Raw genomic sequence first — 18,721 nt, 5'->3', positions numbered from 1 at the left:
GGAACTTTTCGTCTTTGGTGGACGAAAAGGCACCCAGCGTGGGTGTCTTGTACTGAAAAGGTGTACAAGGTGGGTACCTCTTTGATCTTGACGACCCCGGTGTTCGTCTTGAATGCTTGTAGCGGACAAAGTCCCGATTTTGTTGAGGTACTGCAAGTTTCGCCTAGCAGCTATCGCCGGTTCACGTCGAGATATGCGGCAAGCACGTTGGAAACAGGTGGGTTGCTCCTGCTGGGTGGCGGCTATTGGTGTCGCGTAAGCACATGTCTTGGGCCGGGGCCACCGCCAGGGCGATGGCGAATGCGAGCTTGGTGCGCGGCGGATCGCTAGCGGGACCCGGAAGGAGTAATCGAAGCGTGGGCACAACGTCTGGTGACCGGTCATTCAAGCAGATGCGAGCAGATCGGAGTATCTCGTACAGCGAGTCGATGTCCTCGATGGATGGTTTCAAGGCTGGTGTTGCCAGAGACTACAGAGAAATCGGCGGCCTGCTCGACCCGGCAGATGGTGTCGTAAACGTTTCACCGGTGACGCGGACCGTGTCGGCGGCGGAGATTCCGTTTGCGTTTCCGGTCGAGTTGCCTGTTCCGCCGATGGGTGAGTTGACGTGTGCGACGACGACGATTGATCCGGCGGGCCGGTTGGGTGACCGGTCGGTGATCAAGAGCCTTGGCTGGCAGGCTGGTCAACCGGTGTCGATCGAACCCAGCCAGGGGCTGCTGTGTATCAGGCCTGTCGCCGAGGGTGAGTCGTCGGTGGCGGGAAACGGCTATTTGTTTCTTCCGGTCGCGGCACGCCGGGCCTCGCGATTGCACACCGGCCAGCGGGTTCTGATGGCGGGTGTGCTCGGTAGCGGCCTGCTGGTCATCTGCCCTCTACGGGCGGTCGGTGCGGCGCTGTGGTCGTATCGTCGGGATCTGTTCAAGGCGGCTGTCGCATGAAACGCGCTGAGGTCGATATCGCGCTGCGGTTCATGGCATCGCTCGGGCTCACTGCCGGCGACCTGACATCCGCGCAAGCTGGTGGAACATCCATGCCCACCATCGGCGAGTACATCCAATGGATGGCGATCAAGGCCCCAAAGGGAACAACCCATTACCGCTACTACTTGTCGATCATCGAAAAGGAATGGGGCCAACGACCTCTCGACTCACTGTCCGAGGCGGAGATCGAGGAGCTCGCGGCGCGGCATCGACGCCGCGCAATCGCACGAGCGAACAGCAGAGGCGGCCACGGGGCGCATGCCAACGTCATCTCCGCGCTGCGCTTCCTCTACCACGCAGCCGTAAATGAGGGTCTGATCGAACCGGAGGCGAATACGGCCGCCGAAGTCGTCAAAGCAACCCAGCCTTCCAGACCGGCTCGTGTATTGAGTGTCGAGCAGATCGGAGATCTCGGTCGTGTGGCATCAACGACGGGTGACGACACCGAACTCGACGCGCTCATTCTGCGGTTACACATCGAAACAGCCTGCCGCCGAAACGCTGTCCTCGCGCTGCGCATCGAGGACCTCGACCGAGACGACTGCCTGGCCCGGCTGCACGAACACGACGGCGCAATCCGATGGCAGCCGATCTCCCCGACGCTAATGAACCACCTGCTCAGCCACATCCGGTGCCGCGGTGGCCGTAACACCACCGATCACGTACTGCGCTACCAACGCGGGACACCGGTTGATATCGCACGCTACCAATACCTCGTTCGCCGGTTCCGTTGCGAACTCGCCTGGGCAGACGCACTACAGGTAAACATGGACTGGATCCATCACACCACACAAGCATTCGTCGAAAAGCAATTCGGCCACCGCACAGCGGACCTGTTCAAGCACGGACCCGCACACATCGACAACCACGAACACCACGATCACTACGACCCCCGCCGCCTGGCATCGGTCGCTGAAGTGCTGGTCGCGCTCACCGGCGAGCCCCACCCCCTCGCCCGCCGGTAGCAGCAGATTACCGTGCGACTGCGCCTGCCGGATGGGGTGCGGTCTGCGTCCCTATGACGCTCAGGACCGCCAGGTGGTCGGCGTCTTCGGTGCAGGGTTGGGCTGTGTAGACCAGGATGCGCAGGTCGTTGCCGACGACGCTGAGGACGTCGGAGTCCAGGGTCATGGCGCCGACGTGGGGGTGATCAATAGCGCACGATTCGAATACATGCCCCTCCACCGGTCCTGCCACTGCTGCGGCGGTGCGCCGGCGCGTGGTGGAGGTGGCCGGCACCAGGCCCTGTGCTGCGGACGGGATCGTGGTGTTGCAGGACACGCGGGAGCCGGTCAGCTTGCACCCCGACCCGCAGGAGCACGGCTTCTTCGCCTCAGCGAGGAGCATCGCCGCAACGGCGTGCTGCCCACTCTGGGGGCAACCGAACCTGCACTGTTGACTGCACTATCTGACCATCCTCCATGATGGCGGAATTCGAATTTCAGAACGCTGACACACCGGATTCACCAGACCGCCCCAACCGTCCAGGGCGGCGTTGGTAGGTTCCATCGGGGAAGTCATCGCTCTCGCGTCGGGTTGGCGGCGTCTGTCCACCGAGCTCACTCTTCTCGGGGATTCCGGTGGTGTCACCGAATAGTCGAAGCCGGGTGTCGATCGTAGATCGGATTGTGCCGGACATCAGCGCGAAACGCTCGAACTGGTGATAGCCCGATGTGGGCTACCGTTTCGCCACGCTGAATGTACTGGTAGTGCTAGCTTCTGGAGGCTGCGGCGGATCGTCGAGGCCACGGTGTCCAAGGCGGGTAGAGCACCGCATGGGCGTGATGTTCATCGGTGTGGGGTGCGCGAGATCGGGAGTAATTCATGTGGGCCGACAATGAGGCCGATATCGATCTGCTGGGGTTCGATTTCTTGGTCGATACCTTGTTCGTCGCGGTCACCGAGTCGCGGTTGTTGCCGTTGACGATCGGGTTGCTCGGTGATTGGGGTTCGGGCAAGAGTTCGTTGATGGCGTTGACCTGCGCGGAACTCGAAGCCGAGGGCGGTCCTGAGCAGAGCTCACCGTATTTGTGTGTGCAGTTCAGTCCATGGCAGTACGAGGACTACGACGACGTCAAGGTGGCGCTGATGAACGCCATCCTCGATGTCATCGACGAGCGGATCACGGATGACGCGCAAGCTCAGGAGCAGGTCGAGCAGCTTCGAAAACGCTTGCCCCGGCTGCGGCGGTACGGCCGCAAGGCGGCGCGCACGTTCTTGAACGCCGCACCTCAGCTGGCACCGTTGGCGATGCAAGCAGTCGACCAGAACATCGATCCGGACTTGGCGGGGTTCGTCGGCGATGCGGTGACCGCAGGCGCCCGTGCGGGGGCCGAGCGGTTGGTCGACCCAGTGGAACCGGCGGCTGAGGCGGTCGCACGGGAGCGGGTGAGCGACGTCGGGTCCTTCCGCGCGCAGTTCAGGGACCTCATGACGAGTCTGTCGGAGGTGAAAGCCGTGGTGGTATTCATCGATGATCTGGATCGGTGCTTGCCCGACACTGTGGTCGATACCTTCGAGGCGATCAGGTTGTTTGTCAACACCGAGAAGACGGCGTTCGTGATCGCGGCCAACGAGGAGATTGTGCAATCGGCGATTGATTCGCGGTATCCGGAGTTGGTGCGCGAGGGCACCGGGTTGGGCGCGAAATATCTTGAGAAGATGTTGCAGTTGCGGGTCAGTGTGCCGCAGCTGTCCGCGCCGGAAGCCGATACCTACATGAATCTGCTGCTGGCGCAACTGCATCTGGGTGCCGAGCAGTTCGAGAGGGTTGTGGACAAGACCCGTACGATCCGGGCCGAGGGAAACCTTCATGTGGCGTTCAACGTTGGTATCTGCGGGGAGGTCGTCGGCGAGGTCCCGCCGGGGCTAATCGCCGACTTGTCCTGGGCGGCGGGTATTTCCGAGGTTCTCGGCGGTGGTCTGCGGGGCAACCCTCGCCAGCTCAAGCGTTTCCTGAACGATCTGATGCTGAAATATCGCAGTGCCGAGCGTCGGGGCATCTCGCTCGAGCGGCCGGTACTGGCCAAGTTGATGGTGCTCGAAGCCCAGTATCTGACCGATTTTCAACGGCTGTTCGGCTGGCAGGTGCAGGCACAGGGACCGATCCCGGAACTCGCGATCGCCGAGGCCGCCGCCGCGAGCGAGCCCACCGCAGGTGTTGCCCGCGAACGTGGGAGCGAGGACGGGTCTGCGGCGGGCGACGAACAGCCTCCTCGTTCGCGCCGCACGCGAACGTCCTCTTCGGGTGAGGCTGAAAATGCTGCGCCCCGAGCTGGTAGCGAACCGGCACTGCCCGCCATAGACGAGGATCTGCAGGCGTGGATGAGCAAACCGCATGTGCGCGCATGGCTGCGTTTGGCCCCGAGTCTGGCCAGCACCGATCTTCGACCGTACTTCACCTACTCGCGTGACAAACTCAGTCTCGGTGTCGCGGTCGCTCGTTTGACCCAACAGCTGCAGGAGTTGCTGACCAAGGTGCAAAGCGAAGTCGAGGCGCTGCGCCGCGGGGCATGCCAGCAGATCACCGCTCTGCCGCCGGGCGAGCGCGCCCAATTGGTGGAGGCGTTGCTGCACATGCTGGAACGCCAGCCCGGCGGCCCGGCGTTCGTCGCGGTCCTCGAAATCGCCGAGCGCTGCCGCGACGTTGTGCCGACGATATGTGGCAAACTGCTCAAGCTCCCGGCCAGTGCTGTACCGCTGGCGAAGGTGCCCACCGCCGTCAAACGGCTGCCCGCTGATGAACCGACCGCAGTCGCGGTTCTCGACTACTGGCAGAACAGCGAAATCCCCCAGCTGAAATCGGTGGTAACCGCCGCGCGACGCGTGCCGCGAAGCGGCCGGTAGTGGGTACCTCCGCCGACCGCACCGCGGGGCGGGGCGGGGCGTGGACACCACTCAAGCACGCCGCCTCGTCCTATGTCCGCGGTGTGCGCGTCGGGGCCGGCTCCGACGCGCTCGCCGAGAGACTACTCGCCCATCACGTTCCAGTACTCGGCGGCGCGGCCGCGGCCGCAGCCGCAGCACGTGCGGGAACCATCGGCGTGCAGCGGCTAGGCACTCTGCTGGCGGGAGCCAGTGACGTCGGGTTCGCCGACACGCTGGCAGGCCTCGGGCTCTCCGGTCTCGTCGGGGGTACCCGGTTCGACGTACTCGATCAGCTGGTGACCTTCATCGCCGGTGACGGTGACGAGTTGGACTCCCAAGCTGCGCGTGATGCCACCTGCGAGGTGCTGGATCTTCTCTTCGCCGAAGCCGACACCTTCGAGGAGTTGGGTGAGGAGTTCACTGCCGCAGTGTCGCGGGAGGGAGTGGTGGAAATGCTGGAACTGTTCCTGTCGCACTATATCTACAACAAGATCCCTGTCCTGGCAGAGCGACTCGGCGCGATCACCGACCCTACCGCGGTGCAACGCGCCGACGAGCAGGTCCGCGAATTGATTAAAGGTTTCGTCAGTTTGAGTTTGCCCGAAGACCCCTTCACCGTCGACTGGGCCGGTGCCGAAGGCCGCGAGATCGCCGCGAACTGCTTCCGCACCGTCTACGACACCCTCGAGCATCTGATCGACGAGGCACCATGACCACCTTGCGGGTCCGTACCGATCCGGCCGAACCGATCACCGCCGCCGGGGTCCGGTTGCTGGACTGGGCACCGGGCCGCTCGGCGGCCACGATCCAGGCCAGTCGAGAGTTCTATCAGGGTTGGCGGCCCACCCGCGCCGCGGCCGATCTGCTTGTCCTGGGCGCCGCGGTGTACTGCGCCGACAAAACCACCCGCAGAGCGCTGGCCCCGGATCTGTGGACCCGACAGCTCACCCTCGAGATACCGACCGCCGACCCGGCCCCATGGCGGCAAACCGACCTGGCCTCGACTCTGGGTTTTCTGACCGGGGACCGCTGGACCCTTGAGCCCTACCGCCAATCCCGCCATCCATTCACCGGCATTGACCGCAACCCGGTGCGCGAGAGCACCATAGGACTCGACGTGGACGCGATTTGTCTGTTCTCCGGCGGCCTGGATTCCTTGTGCGGCGCAATTGATCTGCTCGAAAGGTCGCCCGAAATACGGGTATGTCTGCTGTCCCATCACGAGGGAGGCCAGGCCTCCACCGCGCAACAGAACCTGCTCGACGCACTCGTGGAAACCTACGGATCCGACCGGATCGTGTCACGGCGTCTGCACCTGCGACCGGCGCCTAAACACCCTAGCCAGGCCCGGCCCTTGCCCCGCGCACGGGAGAACACCACACGATCACGCTCGCTGCTGTTCTTGACAACAGCACTGGCGATGGCCTCCGCCTGCGGACCCGGTACCCCGGTCTACATCCCGGAGAACGGGTTCATCGGGATCAACGTCCCATTGACCAGCGCCCGAGTCGGCAGCGCCAGCACCCGCACCACCCACCCGCACTTCCTGGCCCGTCTCGCCGAAGCCGCCGAAGCCCTCGAAATCACCAATCCGATCCTGAATCCCTACCGGCACGCGACCAAAGGCGAGATCCTGGCCGGCTCGGCCAACCCCACCCTGCTACGACACCTGGCACCCGAGAGCGTGTCCTGCTCGCATCCCGAAGCCGCCCGCTACGTCGGACGTCGCCAAGGCAATTGCGGATACTGCTTCCCGTGCCTGATCCGACGCGCCTCCCTCGCCCATGTGGGCTGGGACGACGAACCCCACGCCTGGGACGTGTTCGACCCTGACGACCGCGACTACTTGATGACCCCGCGACGCCGACGCGGAGCAGACCTACGGGCGGTCCTTACCGGCGCGTTCGCCGAACGCCCCGACCATGACGTTCTGAGGAATGGTCCGATCCCGAAGGGAGAACACGAGGCATTCCTCGGCGTCTGGCGCCGTGGCCTCGCCGAACTGCGACACTGGCTGTCCCACGGCCCCGGAAACCAGCTACTCGACATAATGGCCGATAGTGACGACTGAGATACCGGCGCGATGGTTGCTCGACACCCACTGCCACCTCGACGCCTACCACGATCCGCTCGCCGAACTCGAACGCGCCAACCAGGCCGGGGTCCACGTCGTGGCCGTCACCGAGGACCCGGGCCGATATCGAATCCTGCGCACTCGCCTCGGCCGCCGCCCCGGCGTCGAGGTCGCCGTCGGATACCACCCGATGCGCGTGGGCAACCTCGGCACCGGCGACCTGCTGCGGTTCTTGCGTCTGCTCCCCCAGGCCAACTGGGTCGGCGAGATCGGACTCGACTTCAGCCGCCACGCGCTAGCGACCAAAACCGCGCAGATACATGCTTTCGAAGCCATCCTCGCCGAACCACGACTGCGCACCACACCGGTCACAGTCCATAGCCGCGGCGCCGAACGCGACACCATCACCAGACTCGCTCAAGCGCGGATCCCCGCCATCCTGCACTGGTACACCGGGCCCCTCGGCCCCGTCGAGGACGCCCTGGCCGCCGGGATGTACTTCTCGATCAACCCCGCGATGCTCGCCTCCCGCAAATCCGCGACACTGGTGTCGCGTCTGCCCGTCGACCGCATTCTGCTCGAAACCGACGGCCCCCACACACGTCTGCGATCTCGCGAAACCAAACCCGCAGATATCGCAGCCATCGTCGGGGCCCTGGCCTCCCTGTGGCAGGTCAGCGAACAACACGCTCACGCCACGGTCTGCGCAAACCAGCAACAACTCCTGCGAGGACTGAACGCTGCTGCCGCCGACCATCACCGAGACGTCCCGGGCCAACCCTGACCGCCGCACCACGACGACCAACACTGTGGGGAGCCGCACGACAGCGTCGCATCCTGCAAGATACCCACGCTGGCTGATCTATGCCCCCGTCGAGGGTATACGGGTGCAGCGGTCCCCAGGTGGGTGGTTCGAGCGGCCAGTATGCTTTCGAAGTCGGCGACGGCGGTATGCGGATCCGCACTCTCTCCACGCCAGTAGGCAAGGCGATGCCGTGCGAGGAGCGTGTCCGCATGATCCCATCCCATATGCTCGCCGAAGGACGGTAGCCAGTTCCCCCAGAGGTCTCGGTTGTCCGCGGGGCGTTGTGTCTCCGACCGTCGGAGGAACCGGATAGCAGCTGCGGATTCCTTGTTGGTGAGGTAGTGGTGACCGCTGTTCCGCGAGCGTATTCCATGGAGGATTCCGTCTTGCTGTTTGGCCAGCGTGCTGGCCGCGGCTCCGATCCCGGAAGAACTGGGTGGACCGCGTGCGCAAGTGCTGCGGGTCGCCGCTGGCCTGCTGGTGCTACTCGTAGCTCCAGCTGTGGCCAGTTTGGCGGTATTGCTCGACCGGTATCGGCTGGATTGTGGGTCTCATGCGTGCGGTGTAGAGGACGCCGTCGAGGTGATCGATCTCGTGCTGGATAAGTCTTGCGAGGCCGTCGTGGTACTGCGCCCGTCGGATTTCCCCGGTGAGGGCGGCTGTCTGGACGTCGATTCGCAGTGGTCGTGGTACTTTTCCGCGGACGTCGAAGAAGCTGAGGCACCCTTCGTACTGCTCGTCTTCCTCATCGGAGCGAGCGACGACGGTGGGGTTGATCAGGGTAATAACCGGTGCGTTCGGTTCGGGTGGTTGGACGACGGCGACTCTGCGGCTGATGCCGAGTTGTGGTGCGGCGATGCCCATGCCTTTGGCGAAGTTGTGGATGTGGCGGGCGCGGTGCATGGCGTCGGTGAGGTCGTTGACGATCGCCGTGGCAAGGTCCTGCTCGGCGGGGAGGTTCAGCGGCTGGGTGGGTTGGTGGAGTATGGGGCTAGCTGATTGGACGATTCCGATTCCGCGCATGGCGTCGCTGGGTTTGGTTTCGATCACGGTTGCTTCCTTCCCTGCGTGGTTGCCTCGGGTGAGGATCGGAATCGCCATTCCATCCGGTATCGGGTGTGTAGCGGTGGTCGGGTTGTGTTCCAGGTGAAGATCGCGGTGTCGTTGTCGTCGTGTCTGGTCGGTGCGGTGGGCAGTGGTCTGGCGTCGGCGGTCATCGATGTTTCGATACCCCACACGGCGGGGGTGAGCGCGATTGGGAATGCCAGGGTGACCTCCAGTCGCTCGGTGGGCAGGCGTACGGCCCGTTGGAACCAGCGGCCCCATTTGGTGTCGCCGACACTGTAGACGTAGTCGATCCACACCGAATCGCCCGGATACAGCGGGAATCGGGCATTGTCGTTTTCGAACAGCAGCCACACTTCTTTGAACGCGTCGTGGTCGTGCTTGGCCTCCCACCGCATCCGCTCCCCCTGACAGGCCGCCGTCAGTTCCAGTTCGTCCCAGGTCAGTGGATTGTGCCGGTAGTGCTGTTTGGATCGTTCGGGCTCGCCAGGGTACCGGTCGACGCTGATGCGGATGAGGAAGCGCGTGATCGGCTCGACTCCGATGTTGCGCAGCAGCCGGCGCATCGTGAGCCGGTAGACGGTGCCGTCGTAGTCGAGGCGGGCGGCGTCGTGCTCGACGACAAGATCGGTTCCGGGGTACTGGCTCGACAAGCCCGGTGTGGCTGTCGGTGTGGGCTTGGATGCATGGAGTTTGGCGGTCTCATAGTCGCGCCAGCGCTTCCAGATCGCGGTGCCTGACTCAAGGGCCACATCGGCGCGGCGGGCAAAGTCCTCAGTCGGACGATGGCGGCCGGATTCGATGTGGCTCACGTAGGAGGCGTCGAAACCCATCCTCGCTGCGAGGGCTTTCTTCGCCAGTCCTTTGACGTCGCGCCAGTAGGCGACTTCGGCGGCGAAGGCTTCGGCGGCCTGTTCGACGCCGATGGTCTGCTGTCGCTGTGGTGTGTCCAACCCTTGAGCCCCCGGACTTCGGCGTGATCGCGTGAATGGAATGAACCGTGAGTGAGTCCAGTTCAGCATTCCCTCACCCCCAGCGCCACCGATTCACTGAACCCCTGACCGCAGCCGGTCGGCCACCGTCAACCACGGTGGCGCTGCGGCTGAAACACACTCGGCTGTTGCCGATTCAGGAGGGGATAGAGAATGAACAAGGTACTCGTCACCGGTGGGGCGGGCTTCATCGGCTCGCATGTGGTGCGTCGGCTGCTGCGCCGTAATTCCGAGTTCGAGGTGACGGTCCTCGACGCGCTGACCTACGCCGGCCACCGCGACAACCTGGCAGACGTCCTCGGCTCGCCGCGGCTGCGGTTCGTGGAGGGCAACATCCTCGACGCGCGGTTGGTCGACTCCCTGATGCGCACCCACACCGCAGTGATTCATCTGGCTGCCGAGTCGCATGTGGACCGCAGCTTCTATCAGGCAGGCAACTTCCTGACCACGAACGTGCTGGGCACGCAGGTGCTGCTGGAGGCCGCGATGCGGCACGGGATCGGCAAGTTCGTGCATGTCTCCACCGATGAGGTGTACGGGCCGCTGGCCTTCGGTGCCGCGACAGAGCAGTACCCGCTGCAGCCGACAGTCCCCTACGCGGCGTCGAAGGCGGCGTCGGACCTGGTGGCGATGTCGTATCACCGCACCTTCGGTGTCCCGGTATGTATCACCCGGTCCAGCAACAACTTCGGTCCGGGACAGCATCCGGAAAAGATCATTCCCCTGTTCATCACCCGCCTGCTCGAGGGCGAACCGGTGACGTTGCACGGCGACGGCGGGCATGTCCGCAATTGGTTGCCGGTCGAGGACAACTGTCAAGGCCTGGAGCTCGTGCTGCGGGAAGGGGCGCCGGGCGAGGTGTACAACCTCGGCGGCGGCACCGATCTCACCAACCACGAACTGACCGACCGGATCCTCGCCGAACTCGGCTTGGGGTGGGACCGTGTCCGCAACATCCCGGATCGGCGTAGCAACGACCGCCGCTACGCGATGGATTGGTCGAAGATCGCCGCGCTCGGCTACCAGCCCACGCGCGCGTTCGAGCAGGCACTGGCCGATACCGTCCGCTGGTATCGCGACAACCCCAGCCGGTGGGCGCCACTGCCCCGGGATCCATCGGCGCCGATCGCGGCGATCACACTCGATGCGGCGGGCGGTCAGTGAGATGACACAGCGTGTTCTGGTCACCGGCGTCGGTGGCCAGCCCGGCTTCGACCTGGCGCGCCAGCTGCTCGAACTCGGTTGTGACGTCATCGCCACCGACGCCGATCCACTCGCCAACGGGCTCCTGCTGCCCGGCGTGACCCCGCGACTGACGCCACCGGTCACAGCAGCCGACTACCCCAGCAGACTGCTCGCGCTGTGCCGGGAAACTCGAGCGGACGCGCTCTGGCCGACCGTCGAATCCGAACTGCCCCACCTACTGGCCATGAGCAGCGCACTGGAGAAGGCCCGGGTGCGCACGTGGCTTCCCTCGCTGCCCGCGGTCCAGGCGTGTCTGGACAAGGCGCTGTTCCATCGACTACTGACCGACCACAACATTCCCACTCCGGCCAGTTGGCTGCCCTCGGAGATCGGCGATGTACCGGACGGGGTCGCGTTGGTGGTGAAGCCGCGGCGCGGTCAGGGGTCGAAGAATGTGGTGTTCTGCTCGACGCGCGAGCAAGCCCGCCTGCTGTGCGAGCTGGTGGCTGATCCGATCGTTCAAATCAAACTCGACGGGCGCGAGTTCACCGCGGACTGCGTGGTCGACCGCGATGGCCGAGCATCGGCCGTCCTGCGGTATCGGCTGCTCACCAAAGGCGGACTATCGATGGTCAGTGAAACCTTTCACGACCACCGAGCGCACGACCGAGTGATCGAGACGTTGCAGGCGGTCCAAGCGTCCGGATTGTGCTGCGTCCAAGGGTTTTTGGTTGACGGCGGCGGTGAGCGGGTGGTCATCACCGAAATGAATGCCCGGATCGCGGGAGGGTTCCTGCTCGCCGAAGCGGCTGGCGCGGACCTGGTTGGCCAGACACTGGCGGGACTGTGGCAACGCCGCATCGACCACGATCGGTTGACCTACAGGCCTGGCGTTCGGCTGACCAAAGCCACCACGACCCTGGCAATCACCGAAACCGCCCGATTGGGAGCAATCAGCTCAACCAGAGATATCGGTGTTGCTGACGGCTCATGGAAGGAGCGACGATGACGAATACCGACCCTGTGAGCAGGAACGCCGCCCCGTTTCTGCACGGCTCGGAATTCGCCGCGGTGATCGAGGCGCTGCGGGCCGGGCAGTACGGTCACAACGCCGCGACCGAAACGTTCGAGTCCGAATTGGCGCAGTTTCTGGGTGTACCGCAGGTGGTGGCGGTTTCCTCGTGCACCGCCGCACTTCATCTCGGGCTGCTGCTGACCGGTGTAGGGCCCGGTGATGAGGTTGTGGTGCCGTCACAGACGTTCTGCGCCACCGTGCATGCGGTTCTGATGACCGGCGCGCAGCCTCGATTTGCCGACATCGACGCCACCACACTGTGCGTCACCAGCACCACAGTGCGCGAAGCGATCACGCCCCGCACCCGCGCGGTGGTGCCCGTCCTCTACGGCGGCCGCGCAATCGACCTCAGCGACCTGCGCTCAGAGTTGTCTGAGCGAGGTATCACGGTGGTCGAGGATGCCGCGCACGCCTTCGGCTCCCGCCTCGGTCCGGTCCGGGTCGGCGCCACCGGCGCGCTGACAGCGTTCTCCTTCGGACCGATCAAGAACTTGACCTGCGGCGAAGGCGGCGCGTTGATCCCCCGCACACCTGAGCAAGCCGATCGAGCACGCACCCTGCGGCTGCTGGGGGTCAGCCAGTCTCAAGCCGCCCGTATCCGCTCGACCACCTACAACGTCGACAGTTTCGGGTGGCGTTACCACCTCTCAGCGCTGCATGCGGTCATCGGGAGTGCGCAACTGGCCCGTTTCGACTCGATCGAAACCGCCCGCAAGACGTTGTGGCGTGCCTATGCCCGCGCGCTGGCGGCCGTGGACGGCGTGAGGTTGGTCGACGTCGATGTGCAGCACAGTGTGCCGTTCAACTGCGTGGTACGAGTCGCCAACCGCGACAGCGTGTTCGAGTTCATGCGTGACCGCGGAATCGGTGTCGGGGTCCACTACCCGCCCAACCACACCCAGCCAGCATTCACCCGATGGTCGCGGCCGCTGCCGGTCACCGAGGCGACGGCCCGCGAGATCATGAGCCTGCCGTTCCATCCGGTTATGACCGAACCGGACGTCGCCCGGGTCGTGGCGGTACTCCGGGATGCGATCACCACCTGTCAGCGGTCTTGACCAGCGACGCAGATCAGCAGGTTTGTCAGTGCCCTCGCTGCGTCAGGTCGCCCGTGCTCGCGAGCACGCGCGGCTATCGCTGCTCGGCGGCCAGGGTCGCCGAGCAGCGGTTCGATCGCTTCCCGCAAGGCCTGTGCCGAGACGTCCCCGAGCAGCGCGACTGCCGCTGTATGTTCGGCGAGGGTGGTGGCGTTGTGGGTTTGCTCGTTGCCCGCCGAGGACGCCAAAGGGATCAACACCGATGCCTTCCCCAGCGCGGTGAGCTCAGCGATGGTGCCCGCGCCGCTGCGCGAGATGACCACCTCAGCCAACGCGAACACATCCGCCAACTCCGGGCCGATGAAGTCGGTGACCACATACCGTCCGCGCAACGCTGCGTCGAGGGTGGCGGCGTGATCGCGGAGTTCGATGATCGATGTCTTGCCGCATTGATGGATCACGTTGGCTCGCTGGAGCAGCCACGGCAACAGCTCCCGCACGACACGGTTGATCTGGACCGCGCCTTGGGCACCACCAGTGACATAGACGGTCGGCAAGCTGCGGTCGAAACCGTCAGCGCCTAGAGCGGCGACAGCTTTGTCAGCGTCACCGTCGAACAACTCCGGCCGAACAGGGTTACCGGTGACCGCGGACTTCGCCGCGGCGCGGTGGGGCAGCAACGCCAGACTGGACTCCGACGACAGGGCCACGCGAGCCCCAAGACGGGCCAGCACCCGATTGGCTAGGCCCAAACGGACAGTCTGCTCGTGCACCACCAGCGGCCGACGCCGCAGCCACGCCGCCAACCCGACCGGCACGGTGACGTACCCACCGGTCGCGAGCACCACATCTGGTTGGAACCGGCCCACCGTCCGCCACGCCTCGGCGATACCGCGCGGAACACGCAGCATGTCCGCAACGTTGGCGCGAGTCACCATCTTCAACGGATTAGCCGCGCGACGGATCTTGCCCGTCGCCACCGCAGCGAACCGGATACCCTCGCCGGCCGCGATCCTCGATTCCAACCCGCCGGCCTGCCCGATCCACAACACCTCGAGCCGACGCCCGCTGCTGGCCAGTTCCTCACGCAGCGCGCGCACTGTGGTGACCGCGGGATAGATATGCCCGCCAGTGCCACCGGCCGCCACGATCAGCCGAACCTCCGAATGCGGCGAAACTGCCGAGTTCCCGTCGATGGCTGCACTCCCAGTAATAGCGCCGAGGTCCATTCCCCTGGAGTGCACGAGATTATCAGTCCGACCGGACCATCCCCATGCAAGCGGCGCGATCCCGCCTCGCGCGGACACCGGCTAGGAGTCGTCAGCGACCGCTTTCCCGGCAGGCAGGACAAGGTCGTGGGCACACACAGAGCACGGGCGGCCAGTCCCGCCTTTTCAGAGGGTCCAGTTGGCTCGCCTTGGCACGGCGGCAAGGAGTTCTGGGAGCTTGCAGTGCGGATGCCGGTGCGGGGTTTGGAAGGCAGAGGCCAGGTTCGGCCGCATCTGAGCGAGTCCACTGGCTCGAGTGGTTGCGGTCGTCGCATACCGCCGAGTGATCAGTGTGGTCGGTGGAAACCTGGCGATGCAACAGACAGACGCAACGTGTCGTCACGGTGGGTCAGGGTCAGTTCGTACCAGTCGGAGGTGCGGGCGTGGGTGACGATGCCGTCAGGGTCGGTGGACAGCGTCACAGTCCAGCCCTGCTGCTCCCAGATCCGGACGATCACTGGCGGGTAGATGTCGGCGCGGTCGAGGGCGGGTGGGTCGAGGAAGTAGCGGGCCTCGAGTCGGTCGACCTGGTAGATGTTGCCCGCGTCGTCATCGAACGGCAGTATCGTCTCGCCGTCGAGGCCTTCCTGCGGGCGGATGCGCATCTGCCTGCCCAGCGCGTCGAGCAGCTCGGCGACGAGATCGCGGATACGGTCGCGCGCGGCGTCCTCGGTGAGTTCGCGGTTCCACACGACCGCCCGCGCCGCCCTGGGCAGGGACATGATCGCCTGCCGCAATTCTTCGGGTGTCGGCGGTGTCTCGGGCGCGGTGGTCTCGGGTGGGCGATCGCGCTTGAGCTGGAAGCCGTAGCTCATCAGTTCGTCAAAGGTTCCAGCGAAGTCCAGTGGCCGCTCCATGTGGCCGTCGGCCTCCCAGCCGATGGCGCCTCGGGGCAGGTCGGGCGAGACGAAGTAGCGGGTATCGCCCAATCCTTTGGCGATGAGCATCGCCCGGTCACCCGGAATGTCCTCGTTCGTTTCCCAATTACGCACGGCCTCAGGCAAGTTCAGCACGGAATAGGTCTGCATGCCCCGGGGGCGGGTGGGACCATAGGAAACCCCATCGAGATCGGTGAAACCCGCGTGCACCGTGGTGAGGAACACCCGTAGCGCATCGGGCAGCGCGTCCCAATACGGCGGCCGGTCGGTGCCAAACGTTTCCGGATCCCATCCGATACGGAACTCGTGCGGCTGAAACGGCTTGCGCAGCGCATACAGCAGCACCCAGTCACCACGCAGCAGGCAGACCCGCACATCGTCGAGGCATTCCTCCAACACAACCCCGAACCGCGGCAGCACCTCGACGAACAAGTCGAGATTCCACAGAGCCACCGCGGCCGCGCGCCGGGCGTGCGAATCCCCACCCGCTGCGATCCCGGCCCACCGCGCCGGCACATGGGCCGCGGCCGAGGATCCCGGCTCGACCAGCAGCGCGGAGCCGGGACCGAATTCCGCTACGACCCGCGCGAAGTCGACACTGTCCACGACACCTATCGAACAGCATCCCCACCGCTGACACCACGACGGTCACCCACACGACGCGGGAGGCAGATGTCCGCCTCGAACCCCGAATAGGTCACTGAACACCAACGGCGCAAGGATGCCGCACCACAACCTCGTCCCCACTGGCTGCTAGAGCTCGCCGAGACGACCGATCAGATCGAACGAACTGAAGCGACCTGAAGATCGCCGCCCATCATGTGCGCCGACCGCTCTGCGCACAGCCACACCGGCGACCACAGCGCGACGCGCTGACCATTTGACCGCGCACAGCGGCTTCCTCACACCGAGTCCGCCGGGACAGGAAGATGATCCATTAACTGTCCTGGCGTCGTCTGCAGACCAGCAGCAAACTTCATGATGTTCTCCACCCGCGGACTGCGCTGCCCGCGTTCGACTTGCCCGAGGTAGGTCCAGTGGACTCCGCAAGCATGCGCGGCGGCTTCTTGGCTCCAGCCGAGTTCGGTCCGACGGGCACGCACGCGTGCTCCGAACGCCGCAGCAGTCGGATTGAGCGCGGGCTTTCCTGGACTGGACATGTCGGCCCAAGCACATACGTCCCACGCGCATTGATCCAGAGCGCAATCGTCCTATGCGCTATCATCCCATGCATAAACGTCCTATAATCCTGGTCCGCAGCGATGCGACCCATCACACGAAGCGCGTCAGCTCGCCGCCTCCTCAGCACGACACCGTGTGATGACCACTTCTCGGCAACCTTGCAGTGAATGCATGTCCGTTTTCAGCGAAGAGATCGGAGCTCGAGATGCAGTTCATTGGCGCCGGCCCGGTGGGGGTCGTATGACACCGATTACCCGGCCCGCGGGCACCACCCCCGCTGCGGCGGTTCCGGCGCGGATCCCAGCGCTCCCCTTGCCGGATCTTGCTGCGCTGGCACCCATCCGCGGCGAGCGCGAACACTACGCGGTATCGGCCATGACCCACCATGGCCGCTTGTGCTTGAAGAGAATCACCGACGAGCTGGGCTGGTCGGATCTACGAACTCTCGCGGTGGGCATCGATGCCGGAGCAATCGTCCTCACACCAGGATCGACGCCTCGATCGGCGGCCCTGCGCGACGGCTGGGTCTTCCTCTCAGCCGACATACGCCGCGGATGTCTGCTGCGCCCCGGTGATCAAGTCCTCATGGTCGGCACCGTGAGCAGGTCATCGGTGTGGCTCTATCCCCCGCACGTGCTCACTGCCATCCTCTCCACCCACCACCGACACACCGCAGAGGAGTCACGGTGAAAGACAAGTCTGCGGTCGCCGCCGCCCGCGTGCTCCTCGACCAACTCGGCATCCGACCCGAAGAACTGCTCGACATCACGGACGCAACCGGATCGGCACCTGCCGAGAAATCGTCCCCGACTCAGATGAGGCGCGTCGGCGCACCGAGGTCGACGACGATCCCGACATTCGCTGCCTACGTCGCGTTGGTCGAGGCGGCGGCTTCCCCGGGCTCGTTACGCAACTACGGGCCGTACTGGAAGCGGCTTGTCGAGGTGTGGGGCAGCCGGTTGATCACCGAGCCCACCGCCCTCGAGATTCGGGCACTGACCGAACAGGTGAAGAAACATGCTGTGGTGCGGCGTAACTCTCGCGGTGGTCACAGCGCCCAGGAACACATGCTCGCCGCCATTCGGCGGGTGTACCGGCACGCCGAGGATGACGGCTACCTCGCCGGTGACAACCCGGCCCTGCGCGTTCCCAAAAACCGACGCCCGCCCAATAGCCGCCACGCCCTCAACGACCAGCAACTGTCCGAAATCTTTCACACCGCCACAACCACAGGCAACGACCGCGAACTCGACGCACTCATCTTGCGCCTGCACGTCGAAACCGCCTGCCGCCGAGGCGGAGTGCTCAACCTCCGCATCCGAGACCTCGACCCCCGCTACAGCCAGGTCTACCTCCGCGAAAAAGGCGGAACCACACGTTGGCAACCGATCTCACCCACCCTCATGCACCACCTGCAAGACCACATCCGCCAACGCCCCTCCTCCTCTGGTCAGGACAAACCCGACAACGCCTCAGTGCTGCGCTACCAGAACGGTCGGCACCTGACTTCCCGCCGCTACGACCACCTTTGGAACCGGCTGCGCGAACAGCTGCCCTGGGTCGCCGCCTACAACGTCAGCGCCCACTGGCTGCGTCACACCACCCTCACCTGGGTCGAACGCAACTTCGGCTACGCCGTCGCCCACGCCTACGCCGGCCACACCGACAGCACCGGCGACACCGCATCCACCACCACCTACATCCGCGCCACCCACGAAGAAATCGCCCACGCACTCGCAGCACTCACCAACGAACCCCACCCGCTTGATCGCGCAACCACACCACCGCCGACACGACCGGTAACCAACACTCGTCACCCATGGGCCAACCACCAACCTCCGCGGTGAAGCCCAGAACCCCGCGGTGGCGAGAACCAACGCTGTCGATTCGAGCCCGTGAAAAACCGCCCTTGTAGGGCGGCGGAAGCCATTTGGGGCCATGATTTGGCGAGACAACTGTGGCGACGGCAACGCAGCACCGAAGTAAGCCTGCAAGATCGTCGAACGTCGACTCGAGCGGGCGTCATCGGCCAGAAATGGCTACCTCGGACTACAGACGGGAAGGCAGAGCGCCTACTCGGATCACAGTCGCTCTATCGATAGCCACAACACCACAGACAACAGCGCCTGGTGTCTATAACCAATCGGGCCACTGAACTGGACTGTCGCTTCCGCCTGAAGACTGGATCTGGCACAGATTTCGTGATTGACCCCGTTCGGGATGCGAAGGGGCGGTTGATAGTTCATCATGTCGCGGGTGTTCTGATCTTGGACCGACGAGGGTCCTGTTCCCGCATCTGGACGGGTTGCG

At 64.7% G+C, this 18,721-nt stretch carries 18 protein-coding genes; 11 read left to right on the top strand and 7 right to left on the bottom strand.

Going from position 1 to position 18,721, the window contains the following annotated elements; translation table 11 throughout:
• Window positions 1-428 precede the first annotated feature (428 nt).
• Both M8859_RS26935 and M8859_RS26930 read left to right on the top strand, forming a co-directional pair.
• On the top strand, window positions 429-941 hold the full coding sequence (locus M8859_RS26935; protein WP_249644991.1) for a hypothetical protein: 513 nt from the start codon (window positions 429-431) through the stop codon (window positions 939-941).
• Window positions 938-1,948, top strand: a complete 1,011-nt coding sequence (locus tag M8859_RS26930; protein WP_249644990.1) for a tyrosine-type recombinase/integrase — start codon at window positions 938-940, stop codon at window positions 1,946-1,948. The genes M8859_RS26935 and M8859_RS26930 overlap by 4 nt, the downstream gene beginning before the upstream one ends.
• A 7-nt stretch (window positions 1,949-1,955) precedes the next feature.
• Here the strand turns inward: M8859_RS26930 and M8859_RS26925 are convergent, their stop codons facing one another.
• The gene (locus M8859_RS26925; RefSeq protein WP_249644989.1) at window positions 1,956-2,330 is read right to left on the bottom strand and encodes an MmyB family transcriptional regulator; all 375 of its coding nucleotides are present in this window, start codon (window positions 2,328-2,330) and stop codon (window positions 1,956-1,958) included.
• A 477-nt stretch (window positions 2,331-2,807) separates the two neighbouring features.
• Between M8859_RS26925 and M8859_RS26920 the strand changes: the two genes are divergently transcribed.
• Genes M8859_RS26920 through M8859_RS26905 form a run of 4 tightly spaced genes read left to right on the top strand, consistent with a single transcriptional unit; the run spans window position 2,808 to window position 7,708 of the window.
• Window positions 2,808-4,829, top strand: coding sequence for a KAP family P-loop NTPase fold protein (locus tag M8859_RS26920; protein WP_283780103.1), 2,022 nt, complete (start codon window positions 2,808-2,810; stop codon window positions 4,827-4,829).
• Window positions 4,829-5,563 (top strand): Qat anti-phage system associated protein QatB, encoded by a 735-nt coding sequence (locus M8859_RS26915; RefSeq protein WP_249644987.1) that lies wholly within the window; start codon window positions 4,829-4,831, stop codon window positions 5,561-5,563. The genes M8859_RS26920 and M8859_RS26915 overlap by 1 nt, the downstream gene beginning before the upstream one ends.
• Complete coding sequence (gene qatC, locus M8859_RS26910; protein WP_249644986.1) at window positions 5,560-6,921, top strand: Qat anti-phage system QueC-like protein QatC; 1,362 nt, start codon at window positions 5,560-5,562, stop codon at window positions 6,919-6,921. Before M8859_RS26915 ends, qatC begins: the two co-directional genes overlap by 4 nt.
• Window positions 6,911-7,708 carry a TatD family hydrolase gene (locus M8859_RS26905; protein ID WP_249644985.1) on the top strand — a complete coding sequence of 266 codons (798 nt, stop codon included), beginning with the start codon at window positions 6,911-6,913 and terminating at the stop codon, window positions 7,706-7,708. Before qatC ends, M8859_RS26905 begins: the two co-directional genes overlap by 11 nt.
• A gap of 504 nt (window positions 7,709-8,212) precedes the next feature.
• Here the strand turns inward: M8859_RS26905 and def are convergent.
• Together def and M8859_RS26895 are read right to left on the bottom strand one after the other, a co-directional pair.
• Window positions 8,213-8,779, bottom strand: a complete 567-nt coding sequence (def, locus tag M8859_RS26900; RefSeq protein WP_249644984.1) for a peptide deformylase — start codon at window positions 8,777-8,779, stop codon at window positions 8,213-8,215.
• The gene (locus M8859_RS26895; protein WP_249644983.1) at window positions 8,776-9,747 is read right to left on the bottom strand and encodes a helix-turn-helix domain-containing protein; all 972 of its coding nucleotides are present in this window, start codon (window positions 9,745-9,747) and stop codon (window positions 8,776-8,778) included. The genes def and M8859_RS26895 overlap by 4 nt, the downstream gene beginning before the upstream one ends.
• A gap of 192 nt (window positions 9,748-9,939) precedes the next feature.
• On the opposite strand from M8859_RS26895, the gene rfbB reads away from it, so the two are divergent.
• Genes rfbB through M8859_RS26880 form a run of 3 tightly spaced genes read left to right on the top strand, consistent with a single transcriptional unit; the run spans window position 9,940 to window position 13,104 of the window.
• Window positions 9,940-10,950, top strand: a complete 1,011-nt coding sequence (gene rfbB / locus M8859_RS26890; protein WP_249644982.1) for a dTDP-glucose 4,6-dehydratase — start codon at window positions 9,940-9,942, stop codon at window positions 10,948-10,950.
• Between the two features lies 1 nt (window position 10,951).
• Window positions 10,952-11,980, top strand: a complete 1,029-nt coding sequence (locus tag M8859_RS26885; RefSeq protein WP_249644981.1) for an ATP-grasp domain-containing protein — start codon at window positions 10,952-10,954, stop codon at window positions 11,978-11,980.
• Window positions 11,977-13,104 carry a DegT/DnrJ/EryC1/StrS family aminotransferase gene (locus M8859_RS26880; RefSeq protein WP_249644980.1) on the top strand — a complete coding sequence of 376 codons (1,128 nt, stop codon included), beginning with the start codon at window positions 11,977-11,979 and terminating at the stop codon, window positions 13,102-13,104. The genes M8859_RS26885 and M8859_RS26880 overlap by 4 nt, the downstream gene beginning before the upstream one ends.
• On the opposite strand, the gene M8859_RS26875 is transcribed toward M8859_RS26880, so the two are convergent.
• The 3 genes from M8859_RS26875 to M8859_RS26865 all read right to left on the bottom strand — a co-directional run bounded on the left by M8859_RS26875 (window position 13,092) and on the right by M8859_RS26865 (window position 16,389).
• Entirely contained in the window at window positions 13,092-14,231 is a 1,140-nt protein-coding gene (locus M8859_RS26875; protein ID WP_249644979.1) for a UDP-N-acetylglucosamine--N-acetylmuramyl-(pentapeptide) pyrophosphoryl-undecaprenol N-acetylglucosamine transferase, read from the bottom strand. The two genes, M8859_RS26880 and M8859_RS26875, sit on opposite strands and share 13 nt — an antisense overlap.
• Window positions 14,232-14,638: 407 nt before the next feature.
• Window positions 14,639-15,835 carry a hypothetical protein gene (locus tag M8859_RS26870; protein ID WP_249644978.1) on the bottom strand — a complete coding sequence of 399 codons (1,197 nt, stop codon included), beginning with the start codon at window positions 15,833-15,835 and terminating at the stop codon, window positions 14,639-14,641.
• Between the two features lie 296 nt (window positions 15,836-16,131).
• Window positions 16,132-16,389, bottom strand: a complete 258-nt coding sequence (locus M8859_RS26865; RefSeq protein WP_249644977.1) for a helix-turn-helix domain-containing protein — start codon at window positions 16,387-16,389, stop codon at window positions 16,132-16,134.
• Window positions 16,390-16,651: 262 nt separating this feature from the next.
• Here M8859_RS26865 and M8859_RS26860 point away from each other — a divergent pair, with 262 nt between their 5' ends.
• Both M8859_RS26860 and M8859_RS26855 read left to right on the top strand, forming a co-directional pair.
• Window positions 16,652-17,101 carry a hypothetical protein gene (locus tag M8859_RS26860; protein ID WP_249644976.1) on the top strand — a complete coding sequence of 150 codons (450 nt, stop codon included), beginning with the start codon at window positions 16,652-16,654 and terminating at the stop codon, window positions 17,099-17,101.
• Window positions 17,098-18,258: a tyrosine-type recombinase/integrase gene (locus M8859_RS26855; protein ID WP_249644975.1), complete on the top strand. Its 1,161-nt coding sequence runs from the start codon at window positions 17,098-17,100 to the stop codon at window positions 18,256-18,258. The genes M8859_RS26860 and M8859_RS26855 overlap by 4 nt, the downstream gene beginning before the upstream one ends.
• 234 nt (window positions 18,259-18,492) lie before the next feature.
• On the opposite strand, the gene M8859_RS26850 is transcribed toward M8859_RS26855, so the two are convergent.
• The coding region (locus M8859_RS26850) for a hypothetical protein (protein ID WP_249644974.1) at window positions 18,493-18,721 on the bottom strand (229 nt) is incomplete at its 5' end.

It is taken from the genome of Nocardia sputi (genome assembly GCF_023501985.1).
This window is presented reverse-complemented; position numbering and strand designations above follow the sequence as displayed.

Bases quoted from the DNA above. Each gene is read 5' to 3' on its own strand.
- M8859_RS26935 (WP_249644991.1), top strand. From the start codon at position 429: ATGTCCTCGATGGATGGTTTCAAGGCTGGTGTTGCCAGAGACTACAGA.
- M8859_RS26930 (WP_249644990.1), top strand. From the start codon at position 938: ATGAAACGCGCTGAGGTCGATATCGCGCTGCGGTTCATGGCATCGCTC.
- M8859_RS26880 (WP_249644980.1), top strand. From the start codon at position 11,977: ATGACGAATACCGACCCTGTGAGCAGGAACGCCGCCCCGTTTCTGCAC.
- M8859_RS26925 (WP_249644989.1), bottom strand. From the start codon at position 2,330: ATGCTCCTCGCTGAGGCGAAGAAGCCGTGCTCCTGCGGGTCGGGGTGC.
- qatC (WP_249644986.1), top strand. From the start codon at position 5,560: ATGACCACCTTGCGGGTCCGTACCGATCCGGCCGAACCGATCACCGCC.
- M8859_RS26885 (WP_249644981.1), top strand. From the start codon at position 10,952: ATGACACAGCGTGTTCTGGTCACCGGCGTCGGTGGCCAGCCCGGCTTC.
- rfbB (WP_249644982.1), top strand. From the start codon at position 9,940: ATGAACAAGGTACTCGTCACCGGTGGGGCGGGCTTCATCGGCTCGCAT.
- M8859_RS26860 (WP_249644976.1), top strand. From the start codon at position 16,652: ATGACACCGATTACCCGGCCCGCGGGCACCACCCCCGCTGCGGCGGTT.
- M8859_RS26865 (WP_249644977.1), bottom strand. From the start codon at position 16,389: ATGTCCAGTCCAGGAAAGCCCGCGCTCAATCCGACTGCTGCGGCGTTC.
- M8859_RS26920 (WP_283780103.1), top strand. From the start codon at position 2,808: ATGTGGGCCGACAATGAGGCCGATATCGATCTGCTGGGGTTCGATTTC.